Below are 25,035 nucleotides of genomic sequence, written 5' to 3' on the forward strand. Positions count from 1 at the left end.
GGGTGGGGCGGATCATTTGAGCGAGCCTTTCAGGAGCAGGTAGAGGAACAGGATGCCGCCGGTGAATTCGATGACAACGCTCAGGGCGGTGCCGAAGCCGAAGACCTTTTCCAGGACCAGCTGGCCGCCCACCAGGGCCACGGCGCCGATCAGCACGACGATGGGCAGCAGCCAGGCGTGGCTGAACCCGCGGCACAGCTGGTAGCCCAGGCTGACCACCAGCAGGCCGAAGAAGGTCACGGGTCCTACCAGCGCCGTGGAGACGGCCACCATCAGCGAGCAGCCCAGCAGTACCAGCATGACCACCCGCCGGTGGTCCACCCCCACGTTGATGGCCACTTCGCGGCCCAGCGCCAGGACATCCAGGGTGTGCCGGGAACGCCACACGGCGGCGCAGACGGCCAGGATGATCAGCGCGGAGACTCCCAGCAGGGCGGGGTCCACGTTGTTGAAGGAGGCGAAAAAGAGGTCCTGCAGGATGATGAATTCGCTGGGTTCCATCAGCCGCTGCAGCAGGGAGGAGAAGCCCCGGAACAGGCTGCCCAGGATCACGCCCACCAGCAGGAGCAGGTGCAGGGACCGGGCGGCGCCGGTGAACATCCAGCGGTACAGCAGCGCACTGAAGGCCACCATCAGCAGCACCTCGAGGCCGAACTGCAGGGTGGGCGGTGCGGCCACGACGGTGGCGGCGCCCAGCGTGAACGTCAGGGCCGTCTGGATCAGGATGTACAGCGAGTCGAAGCCCATAATGGAGGGCGTCAGGATGCGGTTGGCGGTGACGGTCTGGAACAGCAGGGTGGACACGCCCACAGCCACCGCTACCAGCAGCATGGCGGCCACCTTGATGGCGCGGCGGGGCAGGATGTAGCCCACGTTCCCCTTGAGGTCGAAGAACAGGAACAAGCAGACGACGGCGGCCGCCAGGACCAGCAGCACGGCCGCCACCAGGTGCGGCGGGGCGTTGCGGATGGCGGCTTTGAGGCGGCGGCCGGCTCCGGTCCGGGCCGGACCATGCGGCACCCGGGGGCCAGCGGGCACACCGGGGCGGGCAGGGGCGGGGGCTGTTTCAGGCATTGCGCTTCTTCAGGATCAGGATGAGGAACACGATGGCGCCCACCACGGACATCACCATGCCCACCGGGACCTCGTAGGGGTAGCGGATGGTGCGGCCGATGATGTCGCAGGCCAGCACAAAGGTGGCCCCCATCAGGGCGGTCCAGGGGACGGACCGGCGGAGGTTGTCACCGAAGACCAGGGAGACGATGTTGGGCACCACCAGCCCCAGGAACGGGACCGCGCCCACGGTGGTGACCACCACGGCGGAGATCAGCGAGACAATCACCAATCCCAGCCGCATGGTGCGGGCGTAGTTGAGGCCCAGGTTGGTGGTGAAGTCCTGTCCCATGCCGGCTACGGTGAAACGGTCCGCCGCCAGGAGGCCCACCAGCATCAGGACCGCCACGATCCAGAGCAGTTCGTAGCGGCCCCGCAGCACGCCGGAGAAGTCGCCGATCATCCAGTTGCTGAGCGTCTGCAGGAGGTCGAAGCGGTAGGCGAAGAAGGTGGTGACGGCGGCGATGACGCCGCCCAGCATGATGCCCACCAGTGGAATGAGGAGCGTGTTGCGGACGGGCAGGCGGCGGAGGATGGCCAGGAAAAGCGCCGTTCCCAGCAGGGCGAACCCGCTGGCAACCAGCATTTTGACCAGCATGGGCGCGGCGGGGGCGAAGGCGGTGACCACCAGGATGCCAAGGGTGGCGGCTTCAACGGTGCCCACGGTGGAGGGTTCCACAAACCGGTTCCGGGCCATGAGCTGCATGATGAGCCCGGCCACGGCCACGGCCATCCCGGCGAGGACCACGGCCAGGGTCCGCGGCACCCGGGAAATCCAGAAGACCTCGGCCGTTGCCTGGTCACCGGACAGCAGGGCGGGGAGGGAGACGTCGCTGACGCCGATGAACATGCTGGCCGCAGCCAGGGCCAGCACGCCGGCAACGGCCGCAGCCAGGCCCGCCGTCCTGCGGGCCTGGCTGGGGGGTGCCGGCGCGGCCGGGCGCACGGCGGTGACGGTCATGGCTGCGGCAACCCGGGCTGGGCTCAGGCTACGGAGCCGGCCACGGCATCAACCATGGCCTTGACGTTGTTCAGGCCGTAGCCCACGATGTACCAGCCGGCGGGGTCCAGGTTGACGATCCTGCCGTTTTTGGCGGCGTTGGTGGACTTGACCAGCTCGTTGTCCAGGATGGGGTTGACGGTGGAACCTTCGGTGCCGATCGCGGTGTCGCGGTTGATGACGTAGAGGATGTCCGGGTTGGTCGCCTTGATGTACTCGAAGGAGACGGCTTCGCCGTGGCTGCCCTCGCTCTTGACCTCCGCGGCGGTGGGCACGCCCAGGACGTCGTGGATGATGCCGAAGCGCGAGCCTGCGCCGTAGGCCGTGACTTCGCCGCCGGAGGTCAGCACGATCAGGCCCTTGCCGGCGCCGGCGGCCTTGGCCTTGGTTTCAGTCACGGTGGCGTCCACGGCCGCGAGCTGCTCTTCAACTGCTGCCGACTTGTCGAAGATGGCCCCCAGCTTTTCGCTCTGGGACTTGAAGCTGGCCATCGGGTCTTTGGCGTCGATGGACAGGTCGATCGTGGGGGCGATCTTGCTCAGCTCGGCGTACGCGCCGGCGGTGCGGCCGGTGATGATGATGAGGTCCGGGTCGCCGGCGCTGACGGCTTCAAAATCGGGTTCCTTCAGGGAGCCGATCTTGGTGTACTTGGCGTCGGCGTACTTTTCCAGGGATGCGGGGTAGCTGGCCTCGGGGACACCGGCCGGGTCCACGCCGAGGGCATCCATGGTGTCGAGGATGCCAAGGTCAAACGTGAAGACCTTCTCCGGGTTGACCGGAACTCCTGCGGTGCTGCCCTGGGCGTGCTCCACGGTGATCGTCCTGGCTTCCCCTTCAACTGACGTTGCTGTTGCGCTCCCGCCGCATGCGGTCACGGCCAGGAGGGCCGCCCCCGTCGCAAGCGCCCCCAGGTAGCTCGACAGTCTCTTCTTCACGTCATTCTCCAGTTTCCGGTAATACGTCACAACTCTGTTGCCTAATACCGGGAAGCCTATAAGTAAGGAAAGGCTAACTTCAAAACGAAAAACGTCATGCGGTGCATATTGTGCGGCGGATCACACTCAACGACGCCGGCACCCAGGTGGGTGCCGGCGTCGCGGGCAGTGGTCAAGCACCCGGCGGGCCGGGCTGCGGCTCAGGCGGGAGTACCGGCCACCTCGGCCTGGCGCTCTTCCACCAGGGTTGCCACCGCCTGGAACAGTGGGTGGCCCGGCTCCAGCCCGGTGATCCTGGCCGTGGCATCCGCGGCGCTGGCGGACGCCAGGATCTGCGCCAGTTCAGTGGCTTCGGCATCGGCGGGGTCGTTGAAGCGCAGGGCCGCCGCCATGGCCCCCAGGAGCGCCTCCGGGACGATGCCCTGTTCCGCCAGCTGCGCGGCGGGACCCACAAACCGTTCGTTCCGGCTGAGTTTGCGCAGGGGCGCCCGGCCCACCCGGTTCACGGTGTCCGGGAGGTGCGGGTTGGAGAACCGGACCAGGATCTTCTGGACGTAGGCTTCCTGCTCATCGGCGTTGAAGCCGTGCTTGGAGACCAGCAGCTGCTTGGTCTCCGCCAGCACGGCGCGTACGTCCTCGGCCACGTCCTGGTCCGCCATGGCGTCCGAGATCTTCTCCAGCCCGGCCTCAAACCCGAAATAGGCGGCCGAGGCGTGCCCCGTGTTGACGGTGAAGAGCTTCCGTTCAATGTACGGCGCGAGGTCGTCCACAAATGTGGCGCCGGGGATTTCCGGGGCGTTCCCGGCGAACGGTGTCCGGTCGATGACCCACTCGTAAAACGTCTCCACCGTGACGTCCAGGCCCTGGCCGGGTTCCTGGTTGGGGACGATCCGGTCCACGGCGGTGTTGGCGAACACCGCGCGGCCGGCCAGCGCACCCTGGCCGGCTTCCGGACTGGCACCCACTTCGGCGGCCAGGATGTCCGTGGCGTTGATGGCGTTTTCGCAGGCCATCACCTGCAGTGGCGCGAGGTCCGCGGACCTCGCCGCGAGGCCCTTGGCGATCACGGGTGCCACGAACTTCAGGATGTGGGGTCCGACGGCGGTGGTCACCACGTCTGCCGTGGCGATCTCCGCGACCAGGTCGGCTTCCTGGCTGCCGGAGTTCAGCGCCCGGAAGTTGTCCACGGAATGCACCGTGGGCTCCTCCCCCACCGCGTGGACCCGGTAGCTGGAAGCCGCTGACAGCTGGTCGATCAAACCTTCCGCAACGTCTGCAAACACCACCTCGTAGCCGGCCTCGTGGAGCAGCAGCCCCACGAAGCCGCGGCCGATATTGCCGGCGCCGAAATGTACTGACTTCACTATGAGTTGACCTTTCCGAAGAGCTCCAGGACTTCCTCCACGGTGGTGGCTTCCTCGAGGCGGGCCACCTGGGCCTTGTCCGTGAAGACCTTGGCGATGGAGGACAGGATGTGCAGGTGTTCGTTGTTGACGCCGGCCACGCCCACCACAAACTTGACCTGCTTGCCGTTCCAGTCGATGCCCTGCGGGTAGCGAATCACCGAGACGGCGGACTTGATGATGTGGTCCTTGGCGGCGTTGGTGCCGTGCGGGATGGCCAGGAAGCTGCCCATGTAGGTGGACACCGATTCCTCGCGTTCGTGCATGGCGTCAACGTAGCCCTGGTCCACGGCGCCGCGGGCCAGGAGCAGCCGGCCGGCTTCGTCGATGGCCGCGTCACGGGTGGTGGCCGATCCGGTCAGCACCACGCTTTCGCGGGCCAGGATGTCTGCGCCGGGGGCGGTTGCGGCGGGTTCCGCCGCAGCCGCCGGGGCGGGCGCTGCGGCCTCGGAGGCGTGTGCTGCCGTACCGGCGTCGGAGTTGCTTTGCCGGACCAGCTCAACGATCTCGTCGTACTTGGGGCTGTTCATGAAGTTGTCCACCGAGTAATGGGTGGCGCTGGCGGTGGCCGGCATGGCCCGTTCGGTCAGGTCCTGGTGCGTCACCACGATGTCGTAGGTGTCGCTCAGGTTGGCGATGGCCGAATTGGTGACCTTGACGTCAGGGAAGCCTGCCGCCTTGATCTTGTTCCGAAGCACCGAGGCGCCCATGGCGCTGGAGCCCATACCGGCGTCGCACGCGAAAACCACGGAGCGGACCGGACCGGCGAGCACTGCAACGTTGCCGGAACCGCCGCCCAGGTGACTGGAGACAGAGCTCTTTTTGCCCTTCATGCCCTCCATCCTGGAGGTGGCGGCGCTGAGGTCGCCCTCGCCCTTGTCCTTGGACGCCCGGAGGATGACCGCTGCCACCAGGAAGGATGCCGCGGTGGCCAGCACAACAGCGAGGGTGACGCCAATGTAGCTGTCACTGGCGGCCTGCGCGTAGACGGCGATGATGGAGCCCGGGGCCACCGGGGCCCGGAAACCAGCGCCGGTCAGGGACAGGGTGGCGATGCCGGTCATGCCGCCGGCGATGGCGGCGAGGATCAGGGCCGGCTTCATCAGGACGTACGGGAAGTAGATCTCGTGGATGCCGCCGAAGAAGTGGATGATTGCTGCGCCGGGGGCGGAGGCCTTGGCGGCGCCACGGCCGAACAGCATAAAGGCCAGCAGGATGCCCAGGCCCGGGCCGGGGTTGGCTTCGAGGAGGAACAGGATCGATTTGCCGTCCACCTGCGCCTGTTGGATGCCCAGGGGTGTCAGCACGCCATGGTTGATGGCGTTGTTCAGGAAGAGGACCTTGGCAGGTTCAATGAAGATGCTCGTCAGCGGCAGCAGGCCGTTGTTCACCAGGAACTCCACCACCTTGCCGGCCGCGTCCGTGAAGGCCGCAACCAGGGGGGAGATGGCGAAGAACCCGATCAGGGCCAGGATGGCGCCCCAGATGCCGGCGGAGAAGTTGTTGACCAGCATCTCGAAGCCGGGCCGGATCTTGCCATCCCACAACGCATCGAGCTTTTTCATGGTCCAGCCGCCCAGGGGCCCCATGATCATGGCGCCGATGAACATGGGGATGCCGGCGCCCACAATGACGCCCATGGTGCCGATGGCCCCCACCACGCCGCCGCGGACATCGTGGACCATGCGGCCGCCGGTGTAGCCGATCAGGAGGGGCAGCAGGTAGGTGATCATGGGCCCGACGATGCCCACGTTGGGATCGCCGTCGGCGTTGGTTCCGAAACCGCCCAGTTCGGGGATCGGGATGTAGCCCTTTTCAATGAACAGGGCCGTGATGAGGCCCCAGGCGATGAACGCGCCGATGTTGGGCATGATCATGCCGGACAGGAAGGTCCCGAACTTTTGGACGTGGACCCGCGCGCTGGTGCGTGGTTTTGCAACTGTCTCTGTTGCCATGTGATTTCCTAACCGTCATTCCTGCTGCTCCGCAGGATGGTCCGATGATTTCCGACGACGTGCTGCTGATGGAACGGGTGCGCCTGCCGTGCCGCGGCTAGGCCGGGCTGGCTGAGATGCGGTGAAGCCATTCGAGGAACAGCTTGAGTTCCGAGCTCGAAAGCTGGTCCGAGTGCGAGGCCTGAAGCGCGGCATTCAGGGCTATCGCTGCCACCACCACCGAGGATCTCCCGGAATCCCCCGCCGCCGAGCCGCTGGCGGGCTCGGCGGACACCGCAAAGATCATGGCGTCCCGGGTCATGGTGGACAGTTCGAGGTTGCGTTCGGTGGCGGGCTCCGCAATCAGCATGAGCGTCACACCCACGTTGGCCGCCAGGATGGACCTGGCCGCCTCCCGGGGCTGGACGTTCAGCTGGCCCGCCGCCGCTGCCTTGTTCAGCATCTCCTCCATCAGCGCCTCGGCATCGGCGACGATGGCGGGGCGGTTTTCCGGGCGGATGTTGCCGAACATCACCAGGTACAGTTCCGGCTGGTTAAGGCCAAACTGGACATGGTTGTCCCACATTCTCCGGATGTCCTCAAGAGGCTTTCCGGAGGGGGCAAAATCCCTTTCACCCGCGACGTACTCTTCAAACCCTGCGGCGACAACGGCGTCGAACAGACCTTCCTTGTCACCGAAGTGGTGGTAAAGCGTGGGCGCCGTGACCCCTGCCAGCTGCGTGATCTGGCGGGTGGAAACGGGCGCGCCGGCAGACTTGGCCAACAGCTCCGCGGCAGCACGGAGCAGCCGCATTTTCGGGGGAAGCTGGCCATCCAAACTCATAACCGCTACCCTAGCACCTATAGCATCGCTATATGAACTGAATCACATACAATTTTTTCAGGCACGTTTTCCGCCTCCGGACGTAGCAGTCCGCCGGCGGCACCGGCAGGGCGCCGGAGATCTTGACGGGCCTGGCTACCGGCAGAGAATAGGACCTTCAGTGCAGAACTTCCCAGGAGTAGGCGTCAGCCCCGGCCGCATCATCGGCACCATCCGCCAGATGCCCAAACCGATCAGCGAACCGCCCGCGGGGGAACAGCTGGCCGAAGGAACCACGGCGGAGGAAGCCACTGCAGCGCTGAAAGCAGCCTCGCAGTCGGTCCACGACGAGCTTAAGGCCCGGGCAGCCCATGCCATCGGGGACGGCAAGGCCGTCCTGGAAGCCACGGCACTGATGGCCAAGGACACCATGTTGATCAAGGGTGCAGCCAAACTGGTGGCCAGGGGCATCTCCAGCGAGCGGGCCATCTGGGAATCCGGCTCCTCGGTCTCGGAGATGCTCCACAACCTGGGCGGCTACATGGCGGAGCGCGCCACGGACGTCCTGGATGTCCGGGCCCGGATTGTGGCCGAACTCCGCGGCGTCCCGGCACCCGGCATCCCCACGTCCGCCACGCCGTTTGTGCTGGTGGCCGAGGACCTGGCGCCCGCTGACACCGCAACCCTGGACCCCAACAAGGTCCTGGCCCTGGTGACTGCCGGCGGCGGTCCGCAGTCCCACACGGCCATCATTGCGCGTTCCCTTGGCCTGCCGGCCGTTGTGGCCGCCGTGGGCGTGGACGAACTCCAGGATGGCACCGAGGTCTACGTGGATGGCGCCGCCGGAACCATCACTGCCGCTCCCGATGATTCCCTGCGCGAGGCTGCCACGGCCTGGGCCGCCACGGCGTCCCTGCTGGCTGAATTCAGCGGCACGGGCATCACCGCGGACGGGCACCTGGTGCCCCTGCTGGCGAATGTTGGCGGCGGCAAGGACGCTGAGGCGGCGGCCAAGCTGGGCGCGCAGGGTGTTGGCCTGTTCCGCACCGAGTTCTGCTTCCTGGAACGGGACTCCGAGCCGTCCGTTGAGGAGCAGGCCGCGGCCTACAAGAGCGTTTTCGACGCTTTCCCGGGCAAAAAGGTGGTCCTGCGGACGCTGGATGCCGGCGCCGACAAGCCGCTGCCGTTCCTGACCGACTCCACCGAGCCCAACCCGGCCCTGGGCGTCCGCGGGTACCGCACCGACTTCACCACACCCGGGGTCCTGGACCGGCAGCTCGAAGCCATCGCCCTGGCCGAAAAGCAGTCCGAGGCGGACGTGTGGGTTATGGCCCCGATGATTTCGACGGCGGAGGAAGCGGCCCGGTTCGCTTCCATGTGCTCCGACGCAGGCATCAAAACGCCCGGCGTTATGGTGGAGGTCCCCTCCGCCGCCCTGACCGCCGAGGCGATCCTGCGCGAGGTGGGCTTCGCCAGCCTGGGCACCAACGACCTCACCCAGTACGCCATGGCCGCGGACCGGCAGCTCGGGCCGCTGGCCAACCTCAACACCCCCTGGCAGCCCGCCGTCCTGCGGCTGGTGGGACTCACGGTTGAAGGCTCCCGGGCCGAGGGAAACGCCAAGCCTGTTGGCGTCTGCGGCGAGGCCGCTGCCGACCCGGCCCTCGCCGTCGTCCTCACCGGACTCGGCGTGACCACCCTGTCCATGACGGCCCGTTCGCTGGCCGCTGTTGCGGCAGTGCTCAAGACCGTGACCCTGGCCGAAGCGCAGGAACTGGCCAAGCTGGCCCTGTCGGCGCCGAGCGCCACCGAGGCGCGGAACTGGGTCCGGGAGAAGCTGCCGGTCCTGGCTGAGCTGGGCCTCTAAGCCACCGGGTGCTGCGGGTCAGGCGGTAACGCCGAAGCCGTCCGGGGCCCGCACCCAGCTGCTGATGGCTGCCGCGGCCACGCCGGCCGCCGTGTGCTGGAAGACGTGCCCCTGCCCGGCGACTTCGGCCACGGCGCCGTTCCGTGCCGCCGCAGCCAGCCGCCGGCACCACGGCAGCCGGGCCACCGGATCCCTGGCGCCGCGGAGCACCAGGACCGGCTGGGCCACGCCGGCCAGCCGGTCCTCCATCGCATAGGCCATCATGACCGGCAGCTCGGTGAGGTACCAGCGTGGCCCGGCCCGGAAGTAATCGGTGAACACGATGCTGTTGGCGCCGGGGGATTCACTGAACATGGCGTCCCTGGTCAGCGCGGCGGCCTGCCGGGGCACACTCCGCCGGGCCGCGTCCACCACCGGCCCCATCAGCACCACCGCCGTAACGCGGTCGGGTGCCTGCAGCGCCGCCTCAACGGCGAACTGGCTGCCCATGGAATGGCCCACCACCACAAAGGTGCCGGGCCTTTCGGCGGCCATGGCTCCGAGCACAAAAGCGGCGTAGTCCGCCGCCTGCAGCTGCCGCGGCGGTCGCGGAGTCCCGCCGAAGCCCGGCAGGTCGAACGAGTAGACGTCCGCGTCCCGGGCCAGTTCGCGGTGCAGCCGGGACAGGTACCGGTGCGAAACCCCAATACCGTGCAGCAACACGTAGGCAGGCCGTTGCCCACCGCCGGCCTGCGGGCCGGCCGTTGCGTACAGGGTGCCGTGCAGTCCGCCGGATTCCACGGCCCGGCCGCCACTTAACGTCATCGGCCGAGCATACCGCCGGGCCCGGAAGGACGCCGGTAGGCTGATCCCATGGCACTGATAGCTCCCAGGATGACCGGCGCCCTGCCCCGTGACGATGCCGAGCGCCTGGCCCGTGCGCTGGAGGGAAGCGAGGACATCACCGTCTTTGTGGACGGCACCGTCCATCGGCTTCCGCCATTGGCGGCCGACGCGGTAGTGGACCTGCTCCGGCGTTTTGGCAGGAGCGAGGCGGTGACTGTCAGCAGCGTCGAGGAGATGCTCACCACCTCCAAGGCGGCCGAACTTGCCGGCATCTCGCACACGTACCTGCGGAACATGACGGACCGCGGCGAGATTCCGGTGGAGTACCGCGGCACCCACCGCAGGATCCCGCTGGCGGCGATCCTGGCCTGGGTGGACCAGCAGAAGCGGGATGCCGCCGCGGGCCCGGCCGCCTAGATCCGGGGCCGGCCCGCCCAGCGCCGCATCTTCAGCGCCGCCGAGAGTTCCAGCCGGGGCATCCCCTTGAGCGGATCAACACCCAGCAGCCGGCGGATCCGGCCCAGCCGGTTGTAGATGCTGCTGCGGTGCAGGTGCAGCCTGGCCGCCACATCCTGCACGGAGCCGTCGTTGTCATAAAGCAGCTCCAGCACCGGGATCAATTCGCCGTTCCGGTCGTGGTCCTCAAGCATCCGGAAGTACACGGAACCGGAGTCCGCCCAGGCGCCCACACCACCGCCGGCGGAGGCCAGGAGCTGGTACACCCCGGTGGAGCGGCAGTCCACCAGTTCCCCCAGCTGCGGATCAACCGCAGCGGCCTGCGCCGCCAGCCGCGACTGGCGGTAGGCCTCGGCCAGCCCCCGGGTCCTGCCGAAGCCCTCGCTGATGCCTAAGATGATGCGGTGGACCGGCCGGCCCGAACGCTTGGCCAGCTCCAGCTGGTAGTGCACCAGCACCTGCGCATGGTTGGCCCGGCCCGTTGACTCGCGGAACAGCAGCACCGAATGCGTCTCGGTGCCGGCGCTGAACAGCGCGGCGTCCACCCCCACTGTTGCCTGCAGTGCTGTGGAGCGGTGGATCAGGGTGGAGGCCAAAGAATCCGGACCGCCGGCCCAGCCGTCAGCGTCCAGGACGGTCACCACCTGCCAGGGTCCGCGGCCCTGGACTTCCTTCCAGCCCGCCACGGCAGCGACGGCGTTGGGCTCCCCCGCGCAGGCGGCCAGGAATTCGCGTTCCCGGCCGCGGCGGAATTCCGATTCGGCGGTGTTGGATTCGAGCAGCAGCCCGGACAGCGACTCCAGCTCATGGTTGACGGCCGGCAACTGGGTGAGGATCGCCGTCGGGCTTTCCTCCACTGAGTCCTGCTGGACCCAGAGGTACCCCACCCGGAAGCCGCGGACCATCAGCGGGACGCAGATGCGGCCCAGCATGCCCAGCGCGCGGTTGGCAGGGACCACCACCGGACGCACCGCGGTGGCGATGCCGTGGGAGAGCTGCCAGGCGCTGACGTCCGCCGGCACTTTTTTGCTGAGCAGGAAGTTGACCCGGACACGGTCGGCGTGGGACTGGTTGGAGCTGTAGGCGAGCAGCAAACCGTCGAGGTCCTCCAGGGAGAGGCCGCGGCCCAGTTTCTGCGCCACCTGTTCCACGAGCTGTTCCACACCCTGCTGCTGCATGGGCCCACAGTACTGCCTGCCGGGCCGCCGCAACGAACGGACATGAGGCGACACTTGCCGCCCCGGACCTCGACATGTGTCGAGCACAGGCCATCGAAAGTCCCGGAATGGCGGGGAACCATGGCATCGGGCACTGATGGTCAATGTCGGCTGGCTCACAACCGGATTTATCGTGGAAGTACATCAAATATCAGTACTTTCCGGCGAATCCCGCCGAGAACCTGGAGCTTCCCGTGATCATCGGCGTCCCCAAAGAAATCAAGAACAACGAGTTCCGCGTAGCCATTACGGCCGCCGGTGTCCACGAATTCCAAAGCCACGGCCACACCGTCCTGGTGGAGCGCGGCGCGGGCCTCGGTTCCGGGATCACCGACGAGGAATACGCCATTGCGGGCGCCGAGATCGTCACCGACGCGGATGATGTGTGGGGCCGTGCGGACATGGTCATGAAGGTCAAGGAACCCATCGCCGCGGAGTACCACCGGTTCCGTAAGGGCCTGGTGCTTTTCACCTATCTGCACCTCGCCGCGGAGCCGGAACTGACCCGCGAACTGATCAATGCCGGCGTCACCGCCATCGCGTACGAAACCGTCCAGGACGGCCGGGCCCTGCCGCTGCTGGCCCCGATGTCCGAGGTCGCAGGCCGGCTCTCCGTCCAGGTGGGCGCCGCGTCCCTGATGGCACCCGCCGGCGGCAAGGGCGTCCTCCTGGGCGGCGTCCCGGGCGTCCGCCCCGCCAAGGTTGTGGTCCTCGGAGCCGGCGTCGCGGGCACCAACGCCGCCGCCATGGCCCTGGGCCTGGGTGCAGACGTCACCATCATGGACATCAACATCAACCGCCTGCGCGAACTGGACGCCCAGTACCAGGGCCGGCTCAAGACCGTGGCGTCCAACAAGTACGAAATCGAGAAGTCCGTCATCGACGCGGACCTGGTGATCGGCTCCGTGCTGATCCCCGGCGCCAAGGCACCCAAGCTTGTCACCAACGACCTCGTGGCCCGCATGAAGCCGGGCTCCGTCCTGGTGGACATCGCGGTGGACCAGGGCGGCTGCTTCGAAGATACCCGCCCCACCACGCACCAGGAACCCACGTACCGGGTCCACAACACCATCTTCTACTGCGTGGCCAACATGCCCGGCGCGGTCCCCAACACGTCCACCTACGCCCTGACCAACGTCACGCTCCGGTACGCCGTGTCGCTGGCCAACCTGGGCGTCAAGGCCGCGTTTGACCGTGACCCCGCCCTCGCTGCAGGCCTGAACATCGCTGCAGGCCACGTGGCACACCACTCCGTGTCCGAGGCCCACGGCCTGCCGCTTACGGCTGATTGGCACGAACTGGTTTCCGCCTAGCCTGCCGAACCGGCCAGCTCCCTGGCCGCTTCAATAATTTTCAAGGTTTCGACGGCGTCTTCCGGGTCCACCGGCAAAGGCGCCGTCGAAGCTGTGCCACCGCCAGCCAGCCGGTCCGCGAGGAGCCGGTAGAACTCGGGGTACGCACCCCGTTCGGTGGGCAGCGCGGCCAGGTGTCCGTCCCGGCCCAGCAGCCCGGCCCATTCCGGGGCTTCCACGCCGTATCCGGCGTCCAGCGGGCTGCCGCCTGCGGCGATATATGGTTCCTGCGGGTCCACGCCGTGTTTGGTGAAGCCACCCACCGAGCCCAGGATCCGGAACCGCGGGCCCTGCTGGGCGCAAAGCATGTTCATGCTGAGGTGGCTGGTGACTCCCGAGCGGTGCCGGAGTACCAGGAAAGCGTCGTCGTCGACGCGCTCGTCCGAACGGCGCGCCAGCAGCTCGGCGTGGACCACCCGGGCCGGGCCGAAGAGCACCAGCGCCTGGTCGATCAGGTGGCTGCCAAGGTCAAAGAGCGTGCCGCCGCCATCGACCGCAGTGGCAGTGGCCTTCCAGGCCTTCGAAATGACGGGCTGCCACCGTTCGAAACGGGATTCGAAGCGGGTCACGGGACCCAGCGCCTCGGCTGCCAGGAGCTTCCGGACAGTCAGGAAGTCACCGTCCCAGCGCCGGTTCTGGAAGACCGTGAGGACCCGGCCCAGGCTGCGTGCCAGGTCCACCAGCTCCCGGCCTTCCGCGCTGGTGACCGCGAAAGGCTTATCCACCACCACGTCCAGCCCGGCCTCCAGCGCAGCCTTCGCGAGCGGGAAATGGGTGGCCGGCGGGGTGGCCAGGACCACCAGGTCCAGGTGGGCCGCACGCTCAAGGACCGCGCCGCCGTCGGCCACCACCTCCGCGCCCTGGAGCTGTCGGGCCGCGGCCTGCCGTCCCGGGTCCGACGTGGCCACAAGATCCAGGGCGTACCGGGGGTCTGCGGCGATCAGCGGGGCGTGAAAAACGCTCCCGGAGAGGCCGTAGCCCACAATGGCCGTGCGGATGGGGCGGTCTTCGGGGATGCCGGTCATGGCCTCCACGCTACTCCCCCACGTTCCGGGCTTAAACGCAGACGCTCCCCCACTTCCGGCCCGTAAAGGCTGCGAGGTGGGGGAGCGTCGCGGAAAAACCCGGATCAGGTGGGGATTACTTCTTTTCCCAGCCCAGGGTGGTCCAGTCCGGAACCTGCGAGAGGCTCTGGAACAGGGACGGGCCGTAGTTGGCCAGGCCCGTGCGGACGAAGGAGATCTGCGGGCCGTTCATAACCACGCCCATGGAGAAGTACTTCGCCATGTGCTCCTTCTCAACTTCCATTGCCGCCTTGTTGCGCTCGGCGTTGTCCTCGATGGATGCGAGATCGGCGATCTTCTTGTCCAGCTCGGCGTCGCCCAGTTCGTTTTCGTTGGTCTTGGAGTCGTAGTACTGCTTGACGGCGTCCGTTGCGTCAGGACCCACGGTGTAGCCGGAGACGCTCATGTCGAACTCGCGGCCGCCAATGACCTTGCCAAAGTCGGCGGAGGCGCGCTGGTCGATGCCAACGTCCATGCCACCGGCCTGGAGCTGCTTCTGCAGGGTCTGGGTGAAGGCAAGCGTGGTGGGATCGTCGCCGAAGTTGCTGATCTTGAAGGCGGCGGGCTTGCCGTCCTTCTCCATGATGCCGTTGGCGTTGGGGGCGTAGCCTGCGTCGGTGAGCACCTTCTTGGCTGCGTCAGCGCCGGTTTCCTTGACGGGGTAGTTGTCCTGGTAGTACTCGGAGAACGGCAGCACCATCATGGAACCGGAGCTGGGCTCCTCCCAGTTCAGGCCGTTGAAGCGGACCTTGCGCAGTGCCTCGCGGTCGACGGCGGCGAAGACGGCCTTGCGGACGGCAACGTCGGTGATCCGCTGGGCGTTCATGTTCATGCCGCCGGCGAAGAGGCGCTGGCCGCGGCGGATGTCCGCGTCCTTGGTGCCCTCAAGCTGCTTGTACGGCGTGATGGTGTTGGCGGAGACGGCGTCGATTTCGCCGTTCTTGAAAGCGGCAATGGCTGCGCTGCTTTCCAGCTGGCGGAAGGTGACGTTGGCCAGGACCGGCTTGGCGCCCCACCATTTCTCGTTGGGGAGCAGGGTCACGGTCTTGGCCGCGGTGTCGTACTGGTCCAGCTTGAACGGGCCGGCCATCCACTCGGCGTGCATGTCGCCGTTGAAGCCTTCGTTGAAGATTTCCGGGGTATTCACGGCCGGGTGGATCAGGCCGAAGAAGAGCGAATCCACGGGGTAGACAGGCTGGGTCGTCTTGACGATGACTTCCTTGTCGCTGCTGCCGGCCTCGACGGACTCGACGAACTCGTACGCGCCGGAGCTGACGATGTCGTAGCCGGCGTCGGGGCTCTTAAGGATGTTCCAGGTGTTCTGGAACGCCTTGACGTCGATGGGGGTGCCGTCGTTGTAGGTGGCCTTGTCGTTGACCTTGATGGTGATGGTCTGCTTGCCGTCCTTCACCTCGCTGTCCACGGTCTCGCAGAAGTCGGTGTTGGGCGTGACCTTGCCCAGGAAGTCGACCTTCCAGCAGCCGCCGATGCCGCCGCTGTTCATGGCCACCGGGTTCATCGGGATCTGCAGGGCGGAGTTGTCCGCGCTGTTGCCGTTGTTGGAGAAACCGTTGAAGTCCGGGCCGATGTTGCCCAGCGGAAGGGTGACCTTGCCGCCCTGCTCCAGGTCTGCTGCCGGCTTCTCGTTGACGCTGATGAGCTTTGAGAGGTCGCTGCCCGACTCCTGCCCCTTGGCGGTTTCGGGGCCGGTGGACCCGCCGCCGTTGCCGCATGCCGTCAGCGTTAGAGCCGCAGCGATGGCTGCTGCTCCGCCGATCTTCGTCAGATTCCTCATGGTGTTCCCTTCGTTGGTGCGGGTGGTGATGCTGGTGATGGGTCGGAAAAATCTAGGGTGCATTGTGTTCCGCCGAATCGTGGACCGCAAGCATTTCCTCGTCCAGTTCCCCGTCGGGGAAGAAGCAGGCGAAGCGCTGGTCGAGGGGTTCCGCGGAGCCGGCTTCCAGGACCTGGACGGCCGACGACGGCCCGGCGGCTTCCAGGGGCGGCTCCAGCGTGAGGCACTTTTCCTGCTTCGCCGCCGGCAACGCGGCAAAAACCGGGCAGCGGGTGGCGAAGTTGCAGCCCTTGGGGGCATCCAGGGGAGAGGGAAGGTCGCCCTTGAGGATGATGCGTTCCCTGGTGCGTTCCAGGTGCGGGTCCGGTACCGGGATGGCGGACAGGAGGGCCCTGGTGTAGGGGTGGCGTGGGTTATCGAACACGCGGTCCACCTCGCCCACTTCCACGATCTTGCCCAGGTACATCACGGCAACCCGGTTGGAGATGTGCCGGACCACCGAGAGGTCGTGGGCTACCAGCAGGTAGCTCAGCCCCAGTTCGGCCCGAAGCTTGTCCAGCAGGTTGATGACGCCGGCCTGGACGGAGACGTCCAGGGCGGAGACCGGTTCGTCCAGGACCACCAGTTTGGGGTTGACTGCCAGGGCCCGGGCGATGCCGATGCGCTGGCGCTGGCCCCCGGAGAACTGGTTGGGGAAGCGGTTCACGTGGTCCGGCTGCAGGCCCACGAGCTTCATCAGCTCCATGATCCGCTTCCGGATCGCGGGCTTGTCCATTCCCGCGTTCTGGAGGGGTTCGGCGAGGACCTCGTAGACGGTGAACCGGGGGTCAAGGGCGCCGGTGGGGTCCTGGAACACCATCTGCAGTTCCCGGCGCATGGCGCTCTTGGTCCGGGCATCAGTGGCTTTTTTGTTGCTGATGCCGCCGATCACCACCTCGCCGTCCTGGTCCTTGTGGAACTCCATGATTTCCAGGAGCGTGGTGGTTTTGCCGGAGCCGGACTCCCCCACGATGGAGAAGCATTCGCCCTCGCGGATGTCGAAGCTCAGGCCGTCAACCGCTTTGACGGTGCCGATCCGCTTCTTCAGCAGTGCGCCCTTGGTCAGCGGGAAGTGCTTGCGGACATCGTTGAGCTGGAGCACCGTGGCGCGTTCGTTGCGGGGAATCGCGTCGAAACGGGAAACGGGAACGGGCGGGGCGGAGAACACTTCGTGCCCGTCCACGTCCTGGCCAAGGGAGTCCGACTTGATGCAGGCGGCGCTGTGCGGGCCGCTGCCGGCCACGGGCAGCAGCGCCGGTTCGCCCTCGAGGCAGGCGTCGGTGGCCAGCGGGCAGCGGGGCGCGAAGGAGCAGCCGGTGGGGGCGTGGATGAGGTTCGGCGGGATGCCCTCGATGGGGATCAGGGATGATTTCTCCGAGACGTCCACGCGGGGCACGGCCCCCAGCAGGCCCAGGGTGTAGGGCATCCGCGGGTTGTAGTAGATCTCGTCCACCACGCCGGTCTCCACCGGCTTGCCGGCGTACATCACCATGATGTCGTCCGCCATGCCGGCCACCACCCCGAGGTCGTGGGTGATCATCACCACCGCCGCGCCCGTTTCCTCCTGGGCTTTGTGGAGCACTTCGAGGACCTGGGCCTGGATGGTGACGTCCAGGGCGGTAGTGGGTTCGTCGGCGATCAGCACGCGCGGGTTGTTCGCGATCGCGATCGCGATCATGACGCGCTGGCGCATGCCGCCGGAGAACTCGTGCGGGAAGGCCCGCAGCCGGTCCCTGGGGCTGGGGATGCCCACCATGGCCAGGAGCTCGACGGCGCGGGCCTCCTTGGCCTGCTTGCTCATGGCGGGGTTGTGGATGGTCAGCGCCTCGATGATCTGGGCGCCCACCGTGTATACCGGGGTCAGGGAGGAGAGCGGGTCCTGGAACACCATGGCGAGGTCGTTGCCGCGGTATGCGCACATGGCCTTGTCGCTGAGTCCCAGCAGTTCGCTGCCGTGGAGCCGGACGGAACCCGACACCTCGGCGGTGGGCGGCAGGAGGCCCATGATGGCCAGGGACGTGACCGATTTACCCGAACCGGACTCGCCCACAATGCCCAGGGTCTTGCCCGGCAGCAGGTCGAAGTCCACGCCGCGGACCGCATGGACCACACCGTTCTCGGAGTTGAACCGGACATTCAGGTCCCGGACGGACAGGACAGCGTCGGTGGGGGCGTGGAGGCCGGCCACATGCAGGCGCTCCACAGCGGACGGGGTGGGCTCGAAGGCTCCGGTGGTGGTTTCGCTGCTCATGGGGTCTTCATCTCCGCGCGGTTCTTCCTGGCAGTGGTCTTCCGGGCCTTGCCCACGGAACTGGAGCTGGGATCAAACGCGTCCCGCAGCCCGTCGTTCATCATGGCCAGCGACCCGGTGAGGAGGAACATCACTGCCAGGGGCACCCAGAACATCCAGGGGAAGGTCTGGACCTGTGAGGTGGCCGCGCCGATCAGCACACCGAGGCTGACGTCCGGGACCTTGATGCCGATGCCGATGAAGGAGAAGGCCACCTCGGCGAGGATGGCGCCGGTGACGCCGCGGGTGACGTCGAGGACCAGCAGCGAGCCGATGTTCGGCACCAGGTGCCGCCACACGATCCGCCCTGGCGGGACTCCCATGTACTGGGCGGCCTTGACGAAATCGCGCTGCATCAGGGACATGGACAGGGACCGGATGAGCCGGGCCGTTCCCATCCAGCTGAAGATCAGCAGGACGATGATCAGCAGCAGCCACGACGGCAGGTTCTGCTTGAAGTTGGCACCGCCGCCGCTGGTGGCCACGGCCACCACCAGCAGCGCGGGCATCATGATGAGCGCCTCCAGGACAAAGAGCATCACCTTGTCCACCTTGCCGCCAAAGTAGGCCATGGTGCAGCCGTACACGGCGGCGATCAGCACCGAGACCAGGCCAACGATCAAGCCGATCAGGATGGAGATCCGGGTCCCCTCCACGGTCATGGCGTAAAGGTCGATGCCGGCCTGCGAAGTGCCGAGGTAATGCTCCGCAGAAGGCGGCATGCCGATGTTGAAGGGGTCGATGGTCTCCTTGTCCCAGGTGGTGAAGAAGTTGCCCACAAAGGAGAACACCACCAAGGCCAGGAAGATCACCAGCCCGGCCACGGCCGTTTTGTTGCGCATAAAGCGGCGGAAGATGATGGTGGATTTGCCGATGACAACATCGGCGTTTTCCAGGTGTGCTTCCTCGGCAACTGCTGCAGGGTCTACGGCGTTAAGGTTGGTCATGGCTACTGCACCCGCACTCTCGGGTCTACAAGCGTGGTGGCGAAGTCCGCCAGGATGGCGCCCAGGGCGAAGATCACGGAGCCGTACGCAAGGGTGGCGGTGGCCGCGTTGACGTCCTGCAGCGAGATGGCGTCAATGCTCCAGGATCCGACGCCCGGCCAGGCGAAGATCTTTTCGGCGAAGAAGCCGCCGGCGAAGATGGCCGGGATGGTGAAGGCGATGCTTTGGGCCACGGGGATAAAGGACACGCGCAGGGCGTGCCGGCTGATGGCCTGGTTGCGGGTCAGCCCCTTGGCGCGCGCCGTTCGGACAAAGTCGGCGTTGACGTTGTCCAGAAGGTACTGGCGCTGGGCGATCTGGTAAGAGCCCCAGCCCACCAGGGTGATGGCCACCGTTGGTACTGCGTAGTGGCCCACCATGTCCACAAACTGCGCCCACCCGGGCTCCATGCCGGGGGTTGAGATGCCGGTGACGAAGAAGATGCGGTTGCCAACGGTTTCGTTGATGTTGATGGCGCCCAACTGCACCAGGAAGTAGGCGATGGGGGCCGGCACGATGTAGGCCAGGTAGCTGTATGACGTGATGACCCGGTCCTGGAACTTGTACTGGCGGGCGGCGGAGTACACACCCAGCGCGACGCCGATGATCAGGGTCAGCACAATCGAGGCGAGGAAAAGCCGGGTGGAGATCCACACGCGGTCCCCAAATTCGGCGTTGATGAAAGCGCCATTCGGGCTGCGGCCCCAGTCCCAGCGGGTCACGATGCCGGTGAGCCAGTCAACGTACCGCTCCCACGGGTTGAGGTCCGGGTCCAGGCCCTTGAGGCGCATGGAGTTGGCGACCTGCTCCGGGGTGGGGCGGGGGATGCGTTCCTGTTCCAGCAGCGCCGGTTTGAGGGAGCTGACGGCCAGGAAATATCCGGCGGAGGTGGTCAGGAAGATCATGACCAGGTAAGTGAAGCCGCGTTTGGCAAGGTAGCGGAGCATGGGGCGCTACTTCTGTTTCGCCGCCGGCCGTTGGACGGAAGGACACTGCGCGGGTGGCAGCTGGAGTGCCGGGATACGGGGCAAAACAACAATCACGTGCTGGATCCTTCCGTCATCCCCGGATGAGCGGGGGTTTGCTCCGCCTCACCGGGTTCTGTGCCAGCGGGTGGCTGGCGTCCCGCAGCCTTTGGGGCCGGTCCTGGTGGACTATGTTGCGGGTCACATTCCAGAGGAAACTATCACAGCCCGCGGCCCGGATTGCGCCGGGACGGCCCGAAAGCTACTGGCCCGTATCAGATTGTTATGAACATTCCTGTAAAGCTCATGTGACTGGACCGAGGGTCCGGAGCTGACGTAGCCTACGCCCCGCGTACGACGCGTGTGACAAGGTCCTGCCAGGAAGCCATCAGCCGTTCCGGCGCAACGCCGTGGACCCGGACCAGGTTCAGGAGCCGCTCAGGATCCAGGGTGGCAGCAAGGGAGCCGGCCATCAGGCCAGGCTCGGGGGCATAGCCTTCCTGCCGCAGCAGCATCTCAATATGCCGGTTCCACAGGGCTGCGGCGGGAACTTCAAAACGGCCCCGCGACGCCATTTCCGCAGCGAGAACCAGGTCCCCGAAATCCAGTACATACTGGATCCGCCCGATGCCGCAGGCGATCAGCCGCTCAAGGCCGGGCGCGCCCGGACCCAGGGGCGGCGGCCCGAACATAAACCGCGACTGAAAGTCGGTTTCTGAGTCGTTGAGCAGCGTCACCATCAGCCCGGCACGGCTGCCGAACCGCCGGAACACGGTGCCCTTGCCCACGCCGGCGTGCTCCGCCAGCCGGTCCATGGTTAGGCCGGCCACCCCGCCCTCCTCAATGAGTTCGCGGGCAGCCCTTAGGAGGCGCTCCCGGTTCCGGGCGGCGTCACTGCGCTCGGCAGCGGTGACCGGGGCCACTCCCGGCCGCATTGGGATGGAACTCACAGGTTCAGTCTAGTCCCCGGGAATATTAAACGGACTGTGGTCCGTTTACTCTGGATGAAGGCGTTCCGACGCCCCAGCTGTGCTGCGCCGCAACCCCCGCGGCCCGAACCCAAGGAGTCCCCATGTCCAAGAACACCGTCCTGACGCTCGTCGGCAGCCTCCGCGCCGAGTCCACCAACCAGATGCTGGCCGAAGCAATCCAACTCAACGCCCCGGAGCACGTCGCTGTTGTTATCCACGACAGCCTGGGCAACATCCCGTTCTACAACGAGGACATCGATGTAGAAGGTTCCGTTCCAGCCGCCGCCGCCGCGCTGCGTGCCGCTGCCGCAGAAGCCGGCGCCGTGCTGCTGGTGACCCCCGAGTACAACGGCACCATCCCGGCCCCGCTCAAGAACGCCATCGACTGGCTGTCCCGCCCGTTCGGCGCCGGCGCCCTGACCGGCAAACCCACCGCCGTCGTCGGAACCGCTTTTGGCCAGTTCGGCGGGGTTTGGGCCCAGGATGAGGCCCGCAAGGCTGCCGGCATCGCGGGCGCAAACGTCCTGGCGGACGCCAAGCTGGCTGTTCCCGGCTCGCTGGTCCGGTTCGCCGAACTGCACCCCAAGGACGACGCAGAGGTCGTGGAGCAGATCAAGGGCGTCTTCGATGCCCTTGACGCCGCAGTCGCAGCACCTGCCGCCTAGTACCTCGAGGCGGCAGCCCTGCTGTAACCAACTCTTGTCCCAACCGGTACCACCCGGAGATCCCCGGTCCTGCCGCCGGCCGTAACGTTAATCAACCGGAGCCGCCGCGCTGGACGGGCCGGAACGGAAAAGCGGTGCAGGATGCCAGGAACCGGGGGTGCCGGTCAGGGGAGGGGAACGCGGCAGTCGGCCGTCGCGGCCCTGGCGCTCTGCTGCTGGCTGGGCGCTTGCGCCCCGGCGCCGGGGGTTGTGCCTGCCCCCACCAACCCTGATGTTCCGGCCGGCCCGCCGGCGCCCGGGCCGCAGGCTCCGCCCTGGCCGCAGGCCCCAACCACATCCACGGCGGCGGCTGTTCCGTCCGCAGCTTCGGCGACGCCCGGCGCTCCTCCTGCCGCGCCTCCGGTCAGCCCGGCTCCTGCGCCCGGCACTGGCGGGTCCAGTCCCCCACCGGCGGCCACCCCTGGTGCCGCCGCCACCCCCTCCTCGGCGCCCCCTTCGGCCCCCGTCGCTGCACCCGTCCCCGGTCCCATACCGGCCTCCGGCACCAGTGCGCCTTCCGGACTGCGTACCGTCACCACGTACTACGTGCTGCTGGACGACGGCGGCCGGAACGGCGTCCGCTTCGGCTGCAATGACAGCCTGGTGGGCCTTTCCCGGCAGCTGCCGGCCGCCACTGCCGCGGCGCCGCTGCGTGCTGCACTGGGCCCCCTCCTCGGACCAGCGGAATCCACTGATGTTGGGGCAGCGTTGCCTGCGGGCACCTACAACGCCCTGGCAGGTGCCACCCTGACGCTCCTGTCCGGCCGCTTCGACGGAACCACCGTCACGGTGTACCTGGCGGGCGGGCTCAACCCCGGTGGCGTCTGCGACCTGCCCAGGCTGGAAATGCAGCTGACCCAGACAGCCGTGGCCGCCGTGGGTGCCGTCCGGGCCGAGATCTACATCAATGGCGTGCCCTTGGGGCAGGCGCTCCGCCTGGACCAAGGGGACGGAACCGCCGGAACGCCGCCACCGGGTGAATCATGATTCAACAGCTGTTGCTTTTCAGGCAACACCCGGTTGTATCCTGAGGATGTGAGCCACGAAACACTTGATACCGCCGCGGGTGCGCTTCCGGCCGAAGCCATTGATGCCATCGAACGGGCCGCAACATCAGCCCACCGCCACCAGGAGCTGTTCTCTGAGCGGGCCGCCCACATCCGGCAGTCAGCAGTCCGGGACGTTTTTGATATCTCGCTCCGCGAGGGCCTGGTCTCGCTGGCGGGGGGCAGCCCCTACCTGCAGTCACTGCCGCTGGACCGGCTGGCCGCCACAGCGGCACGGATCATCGCCGAAGAGGGCCTCACCGCGCTGCAGTATGGTGCAGGCCAGGGCACTGCCGAACTCCGGGCCCAGATCTGCGAAGTCATGGCCGCCGAAGGCATCACCGACGCCCGCCCCGAAAACGTGGTGGTCACCGCCGGCTCCCAGTCGGCGCAGGACGTGGCCACCAAGGTGTTTTGTGACCCGGGGGACGTGGTCCTGGTTGAGGACCCCACCTACGTGGGCGCCCTGAACACCTTCGAGGCCTACCAGGTCCAGGTGGAAACCGTGCCAATGGATGAGCATGGCCTGGTGCCCGATCTCCTGGAGGCGCGCATCGCAGCCCTTCAGCTGGCAGGCAGGACCATCAAGTTCCTGTACACCATCCCCAACTTCAACAACCCGTCGGGCATCACCCTCGCGGCGGAACGCCGCCAGCAGATCGTCGATATATGCCGTAAAGCGAATATTCTGGTCCTGGAGGACAACCCCTACGGGCTGCTGCGGTTTGACGGCCGGCCACTGGCCCCGTTGCGGGCCGCTAACCCGGACGACGTCATCTACATGGGCTCCTTTTCGAAGATCTTCGCCCCCGGCCTCCGGATCGGCTGGGCCCTGGTGCCCGCCCACCTGCAGCGCCGGTACTACCTCGCGGCGGAGTCGGTGACCCTGTGCCCGCCGGCCTTGAACCAGATGCTCGTGTCCGCCTACCTGCGCGACTACGACTGGAAAGGCCAGATCGAGACCTACCGGGGGCTTTATGCCGAACGCTGCCGCGCCATGATCGAAGCCCTCGAGGAGCACTTGCCTGCAGGTGCCACCTGGACCTCGCCCGACGGGGGCTTCTTCGTGTGGGTCACCCTGCCGGCGGGCATAGACACCTACCCGCTGCTTTACAAAGCCATTGAGGCCGGTGTGGTGTTTATTCCGGGGGCCGCGTTCACGCCCTCGGATGAACCGTCCAACAAACTTCGCCTCGCATTCAGCGCCGTTCCCCCCGATGCCATTGCCGAAGGAGTACGCCGGCTGGCGCCGGTCCTTCAGGAAGCCATCGCGGCGCTGTAGCGTAGGCAGCACAAACCCTGACACACCAAGCGAAGGAGCAAAGCGCATGAGCGGAATCATCGTTGTAGGGGTCGACGGCAGCGACACGGCCAAGCGGGCCGCAGAGTCCGCACGGGACCTGGCAGCCGCCCTGGGAGCCTCGCTGCACGTGGTGTCGGCTTTCGACAGCGACCGGACAGAGGTTTTCGGCAGCGGCAGCGACCAGTGGATCGTTTCCGACGCGGACGCCGCCGAACACGTGGCGCGGACCGTTGCGGACTCCCTGGGCAGCAGTGTCGCCGTGACCTACTCCGCAGCCCGGGGCAGGCCGGCAGATGCCCTTATTAAGGAAGCTGTGCGGCGGGAAGCACGCATCATCGTGGTGGGAAACCGGCGGATGCAGGGGATCGGCCGGGTGCTGGGCAGTGTGGCCAACAGCGTGGCCCACAACGCCCCGTGCGATGTGTACATCGCGAACACCTACGACGCCGACTAGCAGCGTTCCGCGGACGCTCCCCGCTGTGGCCATTGTCGCGGCGGGGGGTGTCCGTTCTCACGCCCGGATCGCGGTTTCCGCCCGGGGCGAACGATAAAATTGAAGCAGCCCCAATGGTGCGGACCAGACCACCAGCACCCAAAGGGGCATCCTTGATCACTCTCCAGCGCCGCCAGCTCGTAGGCCACGACATCCTGCTGGCACGGCACGGCAACCACATCTGCTCGATGCGGGTGGACCGGAGCAACGGCACCGTCGTGGCGCTGCTCGACGACGGCAGCGTTGACAGTGCCCCGAACACCATCGCCCCCGGCCTGCGGCTTCCCGAAACGGTGGGCAGCACCCTGCGGGACGACTGGAAATTCCTGGCGGCCTGGGGCGCAGCAACGGCGGTCCTGGGAACGGTGATGACAATGGCGGCGGTGGCTATCGGCGCCACGCTGGATCCTTCGACGCTGGAGATGCTGGCCGCTTACCCGGCGTACTGATCCCG

Annotated in this window: 23 protein-coding genes; 8 read left to right on the top strand and 15 right to left on the bottom strand. The window is 66.9% G+C overall.

The features are described 5' to 3' along the window. Positions 1-12: 12 nt before the first annotated feature. The 6 genes from ACU18_RS00660 to ACU18_RS00685 form a co-directional block, all read right to left on the bottom strand. Complete coding sequence (locus tag ACU18_RS00660) at positions 13-1,074, bottom strand: iron chelate uptake ABC transporter family permease subunit (protein WP_050683596.1); 1,062 nt, start codon at positions 1,072-1,074, stop codon at positions 13-15. Beyond that, the gene (locus tag ACU18_RS00665; protein WP_082178097.1) at positions 1,067-2,074 is read right to left on the bottom strand and encodes an ABC transporter permease; all 1,008 of its coding nucleotides are present in this window, start codon (positions 2,072-2,074) and stop codon (positions 1,067-1,069) included. Before ACU18_RS00665 ends, ACU18_RS00660 begins: the two co-directional genes overlap by 8 nt. A gap of 23 nt (positions 2,075-2,097) precedes the next feature. Beyond that, positions 2,098-3,048 carry a siderophore ABC transporter substrate-binding protein gene (locus ACU18_RS00670; protein WP_050683634.1) on the bottom strand — a complete coding sequence of 317 codons (951 nt, stop codon included), beginning with the start codon at positions 3,046-3,048 and terminating at the stop codon, positions 2,098-2,100. Positions 3,049-3,248: 200 nt separating this feature from the next. After that, on the bottom strand, positions 3,249-4,412 hold the full coding sequence (locus ACU18_RS00675; protein WP_050683597.1) for a mannitol-1-phosphate 5-dehydrogenase: 1,164 nt from the start codon (positions 4,410-4,412) through the stop codon (positions 3,249-3,251). After that, a complete protein-coding gene (locus tag ACU18_RS00680) occupies positions 4,412-6,406 on the bottom strand; it encodes a PTS mannitol transporter subunit IICBA (protein ID WP_050683598.1) in 1,995 nt (664 codons plus the stop codon). Before ACU18_RS00680 ends, ACU18_RS00675 begins: the two co-directional genes overlap by 1 nt. Positions 6,407-6,503: 97 nt before the next feature. Further along, positions 6,504-7,229: a TetR/AcrR family transcriptional regulator gene (locus tag ACU18_RS00685; RefSeq protein WP_050683599.1), complete on the bottom strand. Its 726-nt coding sequence runs from the start codon at positions 7,227-7,229 to the stop codon at positions 6,504-6,506. 160 nt (positions 7,230-7,389) lie between these two features. Here ACU18_RS00685 and ptsP point away from each other — a divergent pair, with 160 nt between their 5' ends. Further along, positions 7,390-9,075 (top strand): phosphoenolpyruvate--protein phosphotransferase, encoded by a 1,686-nt coding sequence (ptsP, locus tag ACU18_RS00690; RefSeq protein WP_050683600.1) that lies wholly within the window; start codon positions 7,390-7,392, stop codon positions 9,073-9,075. A gap of 18 nt (positions 9,076-9,093) precedes the next feature. On the opposite strand, the gene ACU18_RS00695 is transcribed toward ptsP, so the two are convergent. After that, positions 9,094-9,879, bottom strand: coding sequence for an alpha/beta fold hydrolase (locus ACU18_RS00695; RefSeq protein WP_050683601.1), 786 nt, complete (start codon positions 9,877-9,879; stop codon positions 9,094-9,096). 48 nt (positions 9,880-9,927) lie between these two features. Between ACU18_RS00695 and ACU18_RS00700 the strand changes: the two genes are divergently transcribed. Then, positions 9,928-10,317 (top strand): helix-turn-helix domain-containing protein, encoded by a 390-nt coding sequence (locus tag ACU18_RS00700; RefSeq protein ID WP_050683602.1) that lies wholly within the window; start codon positions 9,928-9,930, stop codon positions 10,315-10,317. Here the strand turns inward: ACU18_RS00700 and ACU18_RS00705 are convergent. Beyond that, on the bottom strand, positions 10,314-11,534 hold the full coding sequence (locus ACU18_RS00705) for a PucR family transcriptional regulator (RefSeq protein ID WP_050683603.1): 1,221 nt from the start codon (positions 11,532-11,534) through the stop codon (positions 10,314-10,316). The two genes, ACU18_RS00700 and ACU18_RS00705, sit on opposite strands and share 4 nt — an antisense overlap. Before the next feature lie 233 nt (positions 11,535-11,767). Between ACU18_RS00705 and ald the strand changes: the two genes are divergently transcribed. Further along, positions 11,768-12,886, top strand: a complete 1,119-nt coding sequence (ald, locus tag ACU18_RS00710; protein ID WP_050683604.1) for an alanine dehydrogenase — start codon at positions 11,768-11,770, stop codon at positions 12,884-12,886. On the opposite strand, the gene ACU18_RS00715 is transcribed toward ald, so the two are convergent. The 6 genes from ACU18_RS00715 to ACU18_RS00740 all read right to left on the bottom strand — a co-directional run bounded on the left by ACU18_RS00715 (position 12,883) and on the right by ACU18_RS00740 (position 21,014). Continuing rightward, on the bottom strand, positions 12,883-13,950 hold the full coding sequence (locus ACU18_RS00715; RefSeq protein ID WP_050683605.1) for a Gfo/Idh/MocA family protein: 1,068 nt from the start codon (positions 13,948-13,950) through the stop codon (positions 12,883-12,885). The genes ald and ACU18_RS00715 overlap by 4 nt on opposite strands. Before the next feature lie 115 nt (positions 13,951-14,065). After that, complete coding sequence (locus tag ACU18_RS00720; RefSeq protein WP_050683635.1) at positions 14,066-15,784, bottom strand: ABC transporter family substrate-binding protein; 1,719 nt, start codon at positions 15,782-15,784, stop codon at positions 14,066-14,068. A gap of 52 nt (positions 15,785-15,836) precedes the next feature. Continuing rightward, positions 15,837-18,074, bottom strand: a complete 2,238-nt coding sequence (locus ACU18_RS00725; protein ID WP_050683606.1) for an ABC transporter ATP-binding protein — start codon at positions 18,072-18,074, stop codon at positions 15,837-15,839. Beyond that, positions 18,071-19,060 (bottom strand): ABC transporter permease, encoded by a 990-nt coding sequence (locus tag ACU18_RS00730; protein WP_050683607.1) that lies wholly within the window; start codon positions 19,058-19,060, stop codon positions 18,071-18,073. The genes ACU18_RS00725 and ACU18_RS00730 overlap by 4 nt, the downstream gene beginning before the upstream one ends. A gap of 2 nt (positions 19,061-19,062) precedes the next feature. Then, positions 19,063-20,046: an ABC transporter permease gene (locus tag ACU18_RS00735; protein ID WP_050683608.1), complete on the bottom strand. Its 984-nt coding sequence runs from the start codon at positions 20,044-20,046 to the stop codon at positions 19,063-19,065. A gap of 359 nt (positions 20,047-20,405) precedes the next feature. Then, a complete protein-coding gene (locus ACU18_RS00740) occupies positions 20,406-21,014 on the bottom strand; it encodes a TetR/AcrR family transcriptional regulator (RefSeq protein ID WP_231685970.1) in 609 nt (202 codons plus the stop codon). A 122-nt stretch (positions 21,015-21,136) separates the two neighbouring features. Here ACU18_RS00740 and ACU18_RS00745 point away from each other — a divergent pair, with 122 nt between their 5' ends. Next, complete coding sequence (locus tag ACU18_RS00745; protein WP_050683610.1) at positions 21,137-21,700, top strand: NAD(P)H-dependent oxidoreductase; 564 nt, start codon at positions 21,137-21,139, stop codon at positions 21,698-21,700. 164 nt (positions 21,701-21,864) lie between these two features. Here the strand turns inward: ACU18_RS00745 and ACU18_RS19820 are convergent, their stop codons facing one another. Further along, positions 21,865-22,275 (bottom strand): BatC protein, encoded by a 411-nt coding sequence (locus ACU18_RS19820; RefSeq protein ID WP_197273487.1) that lies wholly within the window; start codon positions 22,273-22,275, stop codon positions 21,865-21,867. A 10-nt stretch (positions 22,276-22,285) separates the two neighbouring features. On the opposite strand from ACU18_RS19820, the gene ACU18_RS00750 reads away from it, so the two are divergent. The 4 genes from ACU18_RS00750 to ACU18_RS00765 all read left to right on the top strand — a co-directional run bounded on the left by ACU18_RS00750 (position 22,286) and on the right by ACU18_RS00765 (position 25,030). After that, a complete protein-coding gene (locus ACU18_RS00750; protein WP_231685971.1) occupies positions 22,286-22,726 on the top strand; it encodes a hypothetical protein in 441 nt (146 codons plus the stop codon). 48 nt (positions 22,727-22,774) lie between these two features. Further along, positions 22,775-24,067, top strand: coding sequence for an aminotransferase-like domain-containing protein (locus ACU18_RS00755; RefSeq protein WP_050683611.1), 1,293 nt, complete (start codon positions 22,775-22,777; stop codon positions 24,065-24,067). 46 nt (positions 24,068-24,113) lie between these two features. Further along, the gene (locus tag ACU18_RS00760; RefSeq protein ID WP_050683612.1) at positions 24,114-24,542 is read left to right on the top strand and encodes a universal stress protein; all 429 of its coding nucleotides are present in this window, start codon (positions 24,114-24,116) and stop codon (positions 24,540-24,542) included. A gap of 152 nt (positions 24,543-24,694) precedes the next feature. Then, positions 24,695-25,030, top strand: a complete 336-nt coding sequence (locus tag ACU18_RS00765) for a hypothetical protein (protein ID WP_082178098.1) — start codon at positions 24,695-24,697, stop codon at positions 25,028-25,030. The last annotated feature ends 5 nt before the right edge of the window (positions 25,031-25,035 follow it).

The sequence above is a fragment of the Arthrobacter sp. ZBG10 genome (assembly GCF_001238605.1).
GTDB lineage: Bacteria > Actinomycetota > Actinomycetes > Actinomycetales > Micrococcaceae > Arthrobacter.

Bases quoted from the DNA above. Each gene is read 5' to 3' on its own strand.
- ACU18_RS00660 (WP_050683596.1), bottom strand. From the start codon at position 1,074: ATGCCTGAAACAGCCCCCGCCCCTGCCCGCCCCGGTGTGCCCGCTGGC.
- ACU18_RS00665 (WP_082178097.1), bottom strand. From the start codon at position 2,074: ATGACCGTCACCGCCGTGCGCCCGGCCGCGCCGGCACCCCCCAGCCAG.
- ACU18_RS00680 (WP_050683598.1), bottom strand. From the start codon at position 6,406: ATGGCAACAGAGACAGTTGCAAAACCACGCACCAGCGCGCGGGTCCAC.
- ACU18_RS00685 (WP_050683599.1), bottom strand. From the start codon at position 7,229: ATGAGTTTGGATGGCCAGCTTCCCCCGAAAATGCGGCTGCTCCGTGCT.
- ACU18_RS00695 (WP_050683601.1), bottom strand. From the start codon at position 9,879: ATGACGTTAAGTGGCGGCCGGGCCGTGGAATCCGGCGGACTGCACGGC.
- ACU18_RS00700 (WP_050683602.1), top strand. From the start codon at position 9,928: ATGGCACTGATAGCTCCCAGGATGACCGGCGCCCTGCCCCGTGACGAT.
- ACU18_RS00705 (WP_050683603.1), bottom strand. From the start codon at position 11,534: ATGCAGCAGCAGGGTGTGGAACAGCTCGTGGAACAGGTGGCGCAGAAA.
- ACU18_RS00715 (WP_050683605.1), bottom strand. From the start codon at position 13,950: ATGACCGGCATCCCCGAAGACCGCCCCATCCGCACGGCCATTGTGGGC.
- ACU18_RS00720 (WP_050683635.1), bottom strand. From the start codon at position 15,784: ATGAGGAATCTGACGAAGATCGGCGGAGCAGCAGCCATCGCTGCGGCT.
- ACU18_RS00725 (WP_050683606.1), bottom strand. From the start codon at position 18,074: ATGAGCAGCGAAACCACCACCGGAGCCTTCGAGCCCACCCCGTCCGCT.
- ACU18_RS00730 (WP_050683607.1), bottom strand. From the start codon at position 19,060: ATGACCAACCTTAACGCCGTAGACCCTGCAGCAGTTGCCGAGGAAGCA.
- ACU18_RS00735 (WP_050683608.1), bottom strand. From the start codon at position 20,046: ATGCTCCGCTACCTTGCCAAACGCGGCTTCACTTACCTGGTCATGATC.
- ACU18_RS00745 (WP_050683610.1), top strand. From the start codon at position 21,137: ATGTCCAAGAACACCGTCCTGACGCTCGTCGGCAGCCTCCGCGCCGAG.
- ACU18_RS00760 (WP_050683612.1), top strand. From the start codon at position 24,114: ATGAGCGGAATCATCGTTGTAGGGGTCGACGGCAGCGACACGGCCAAG.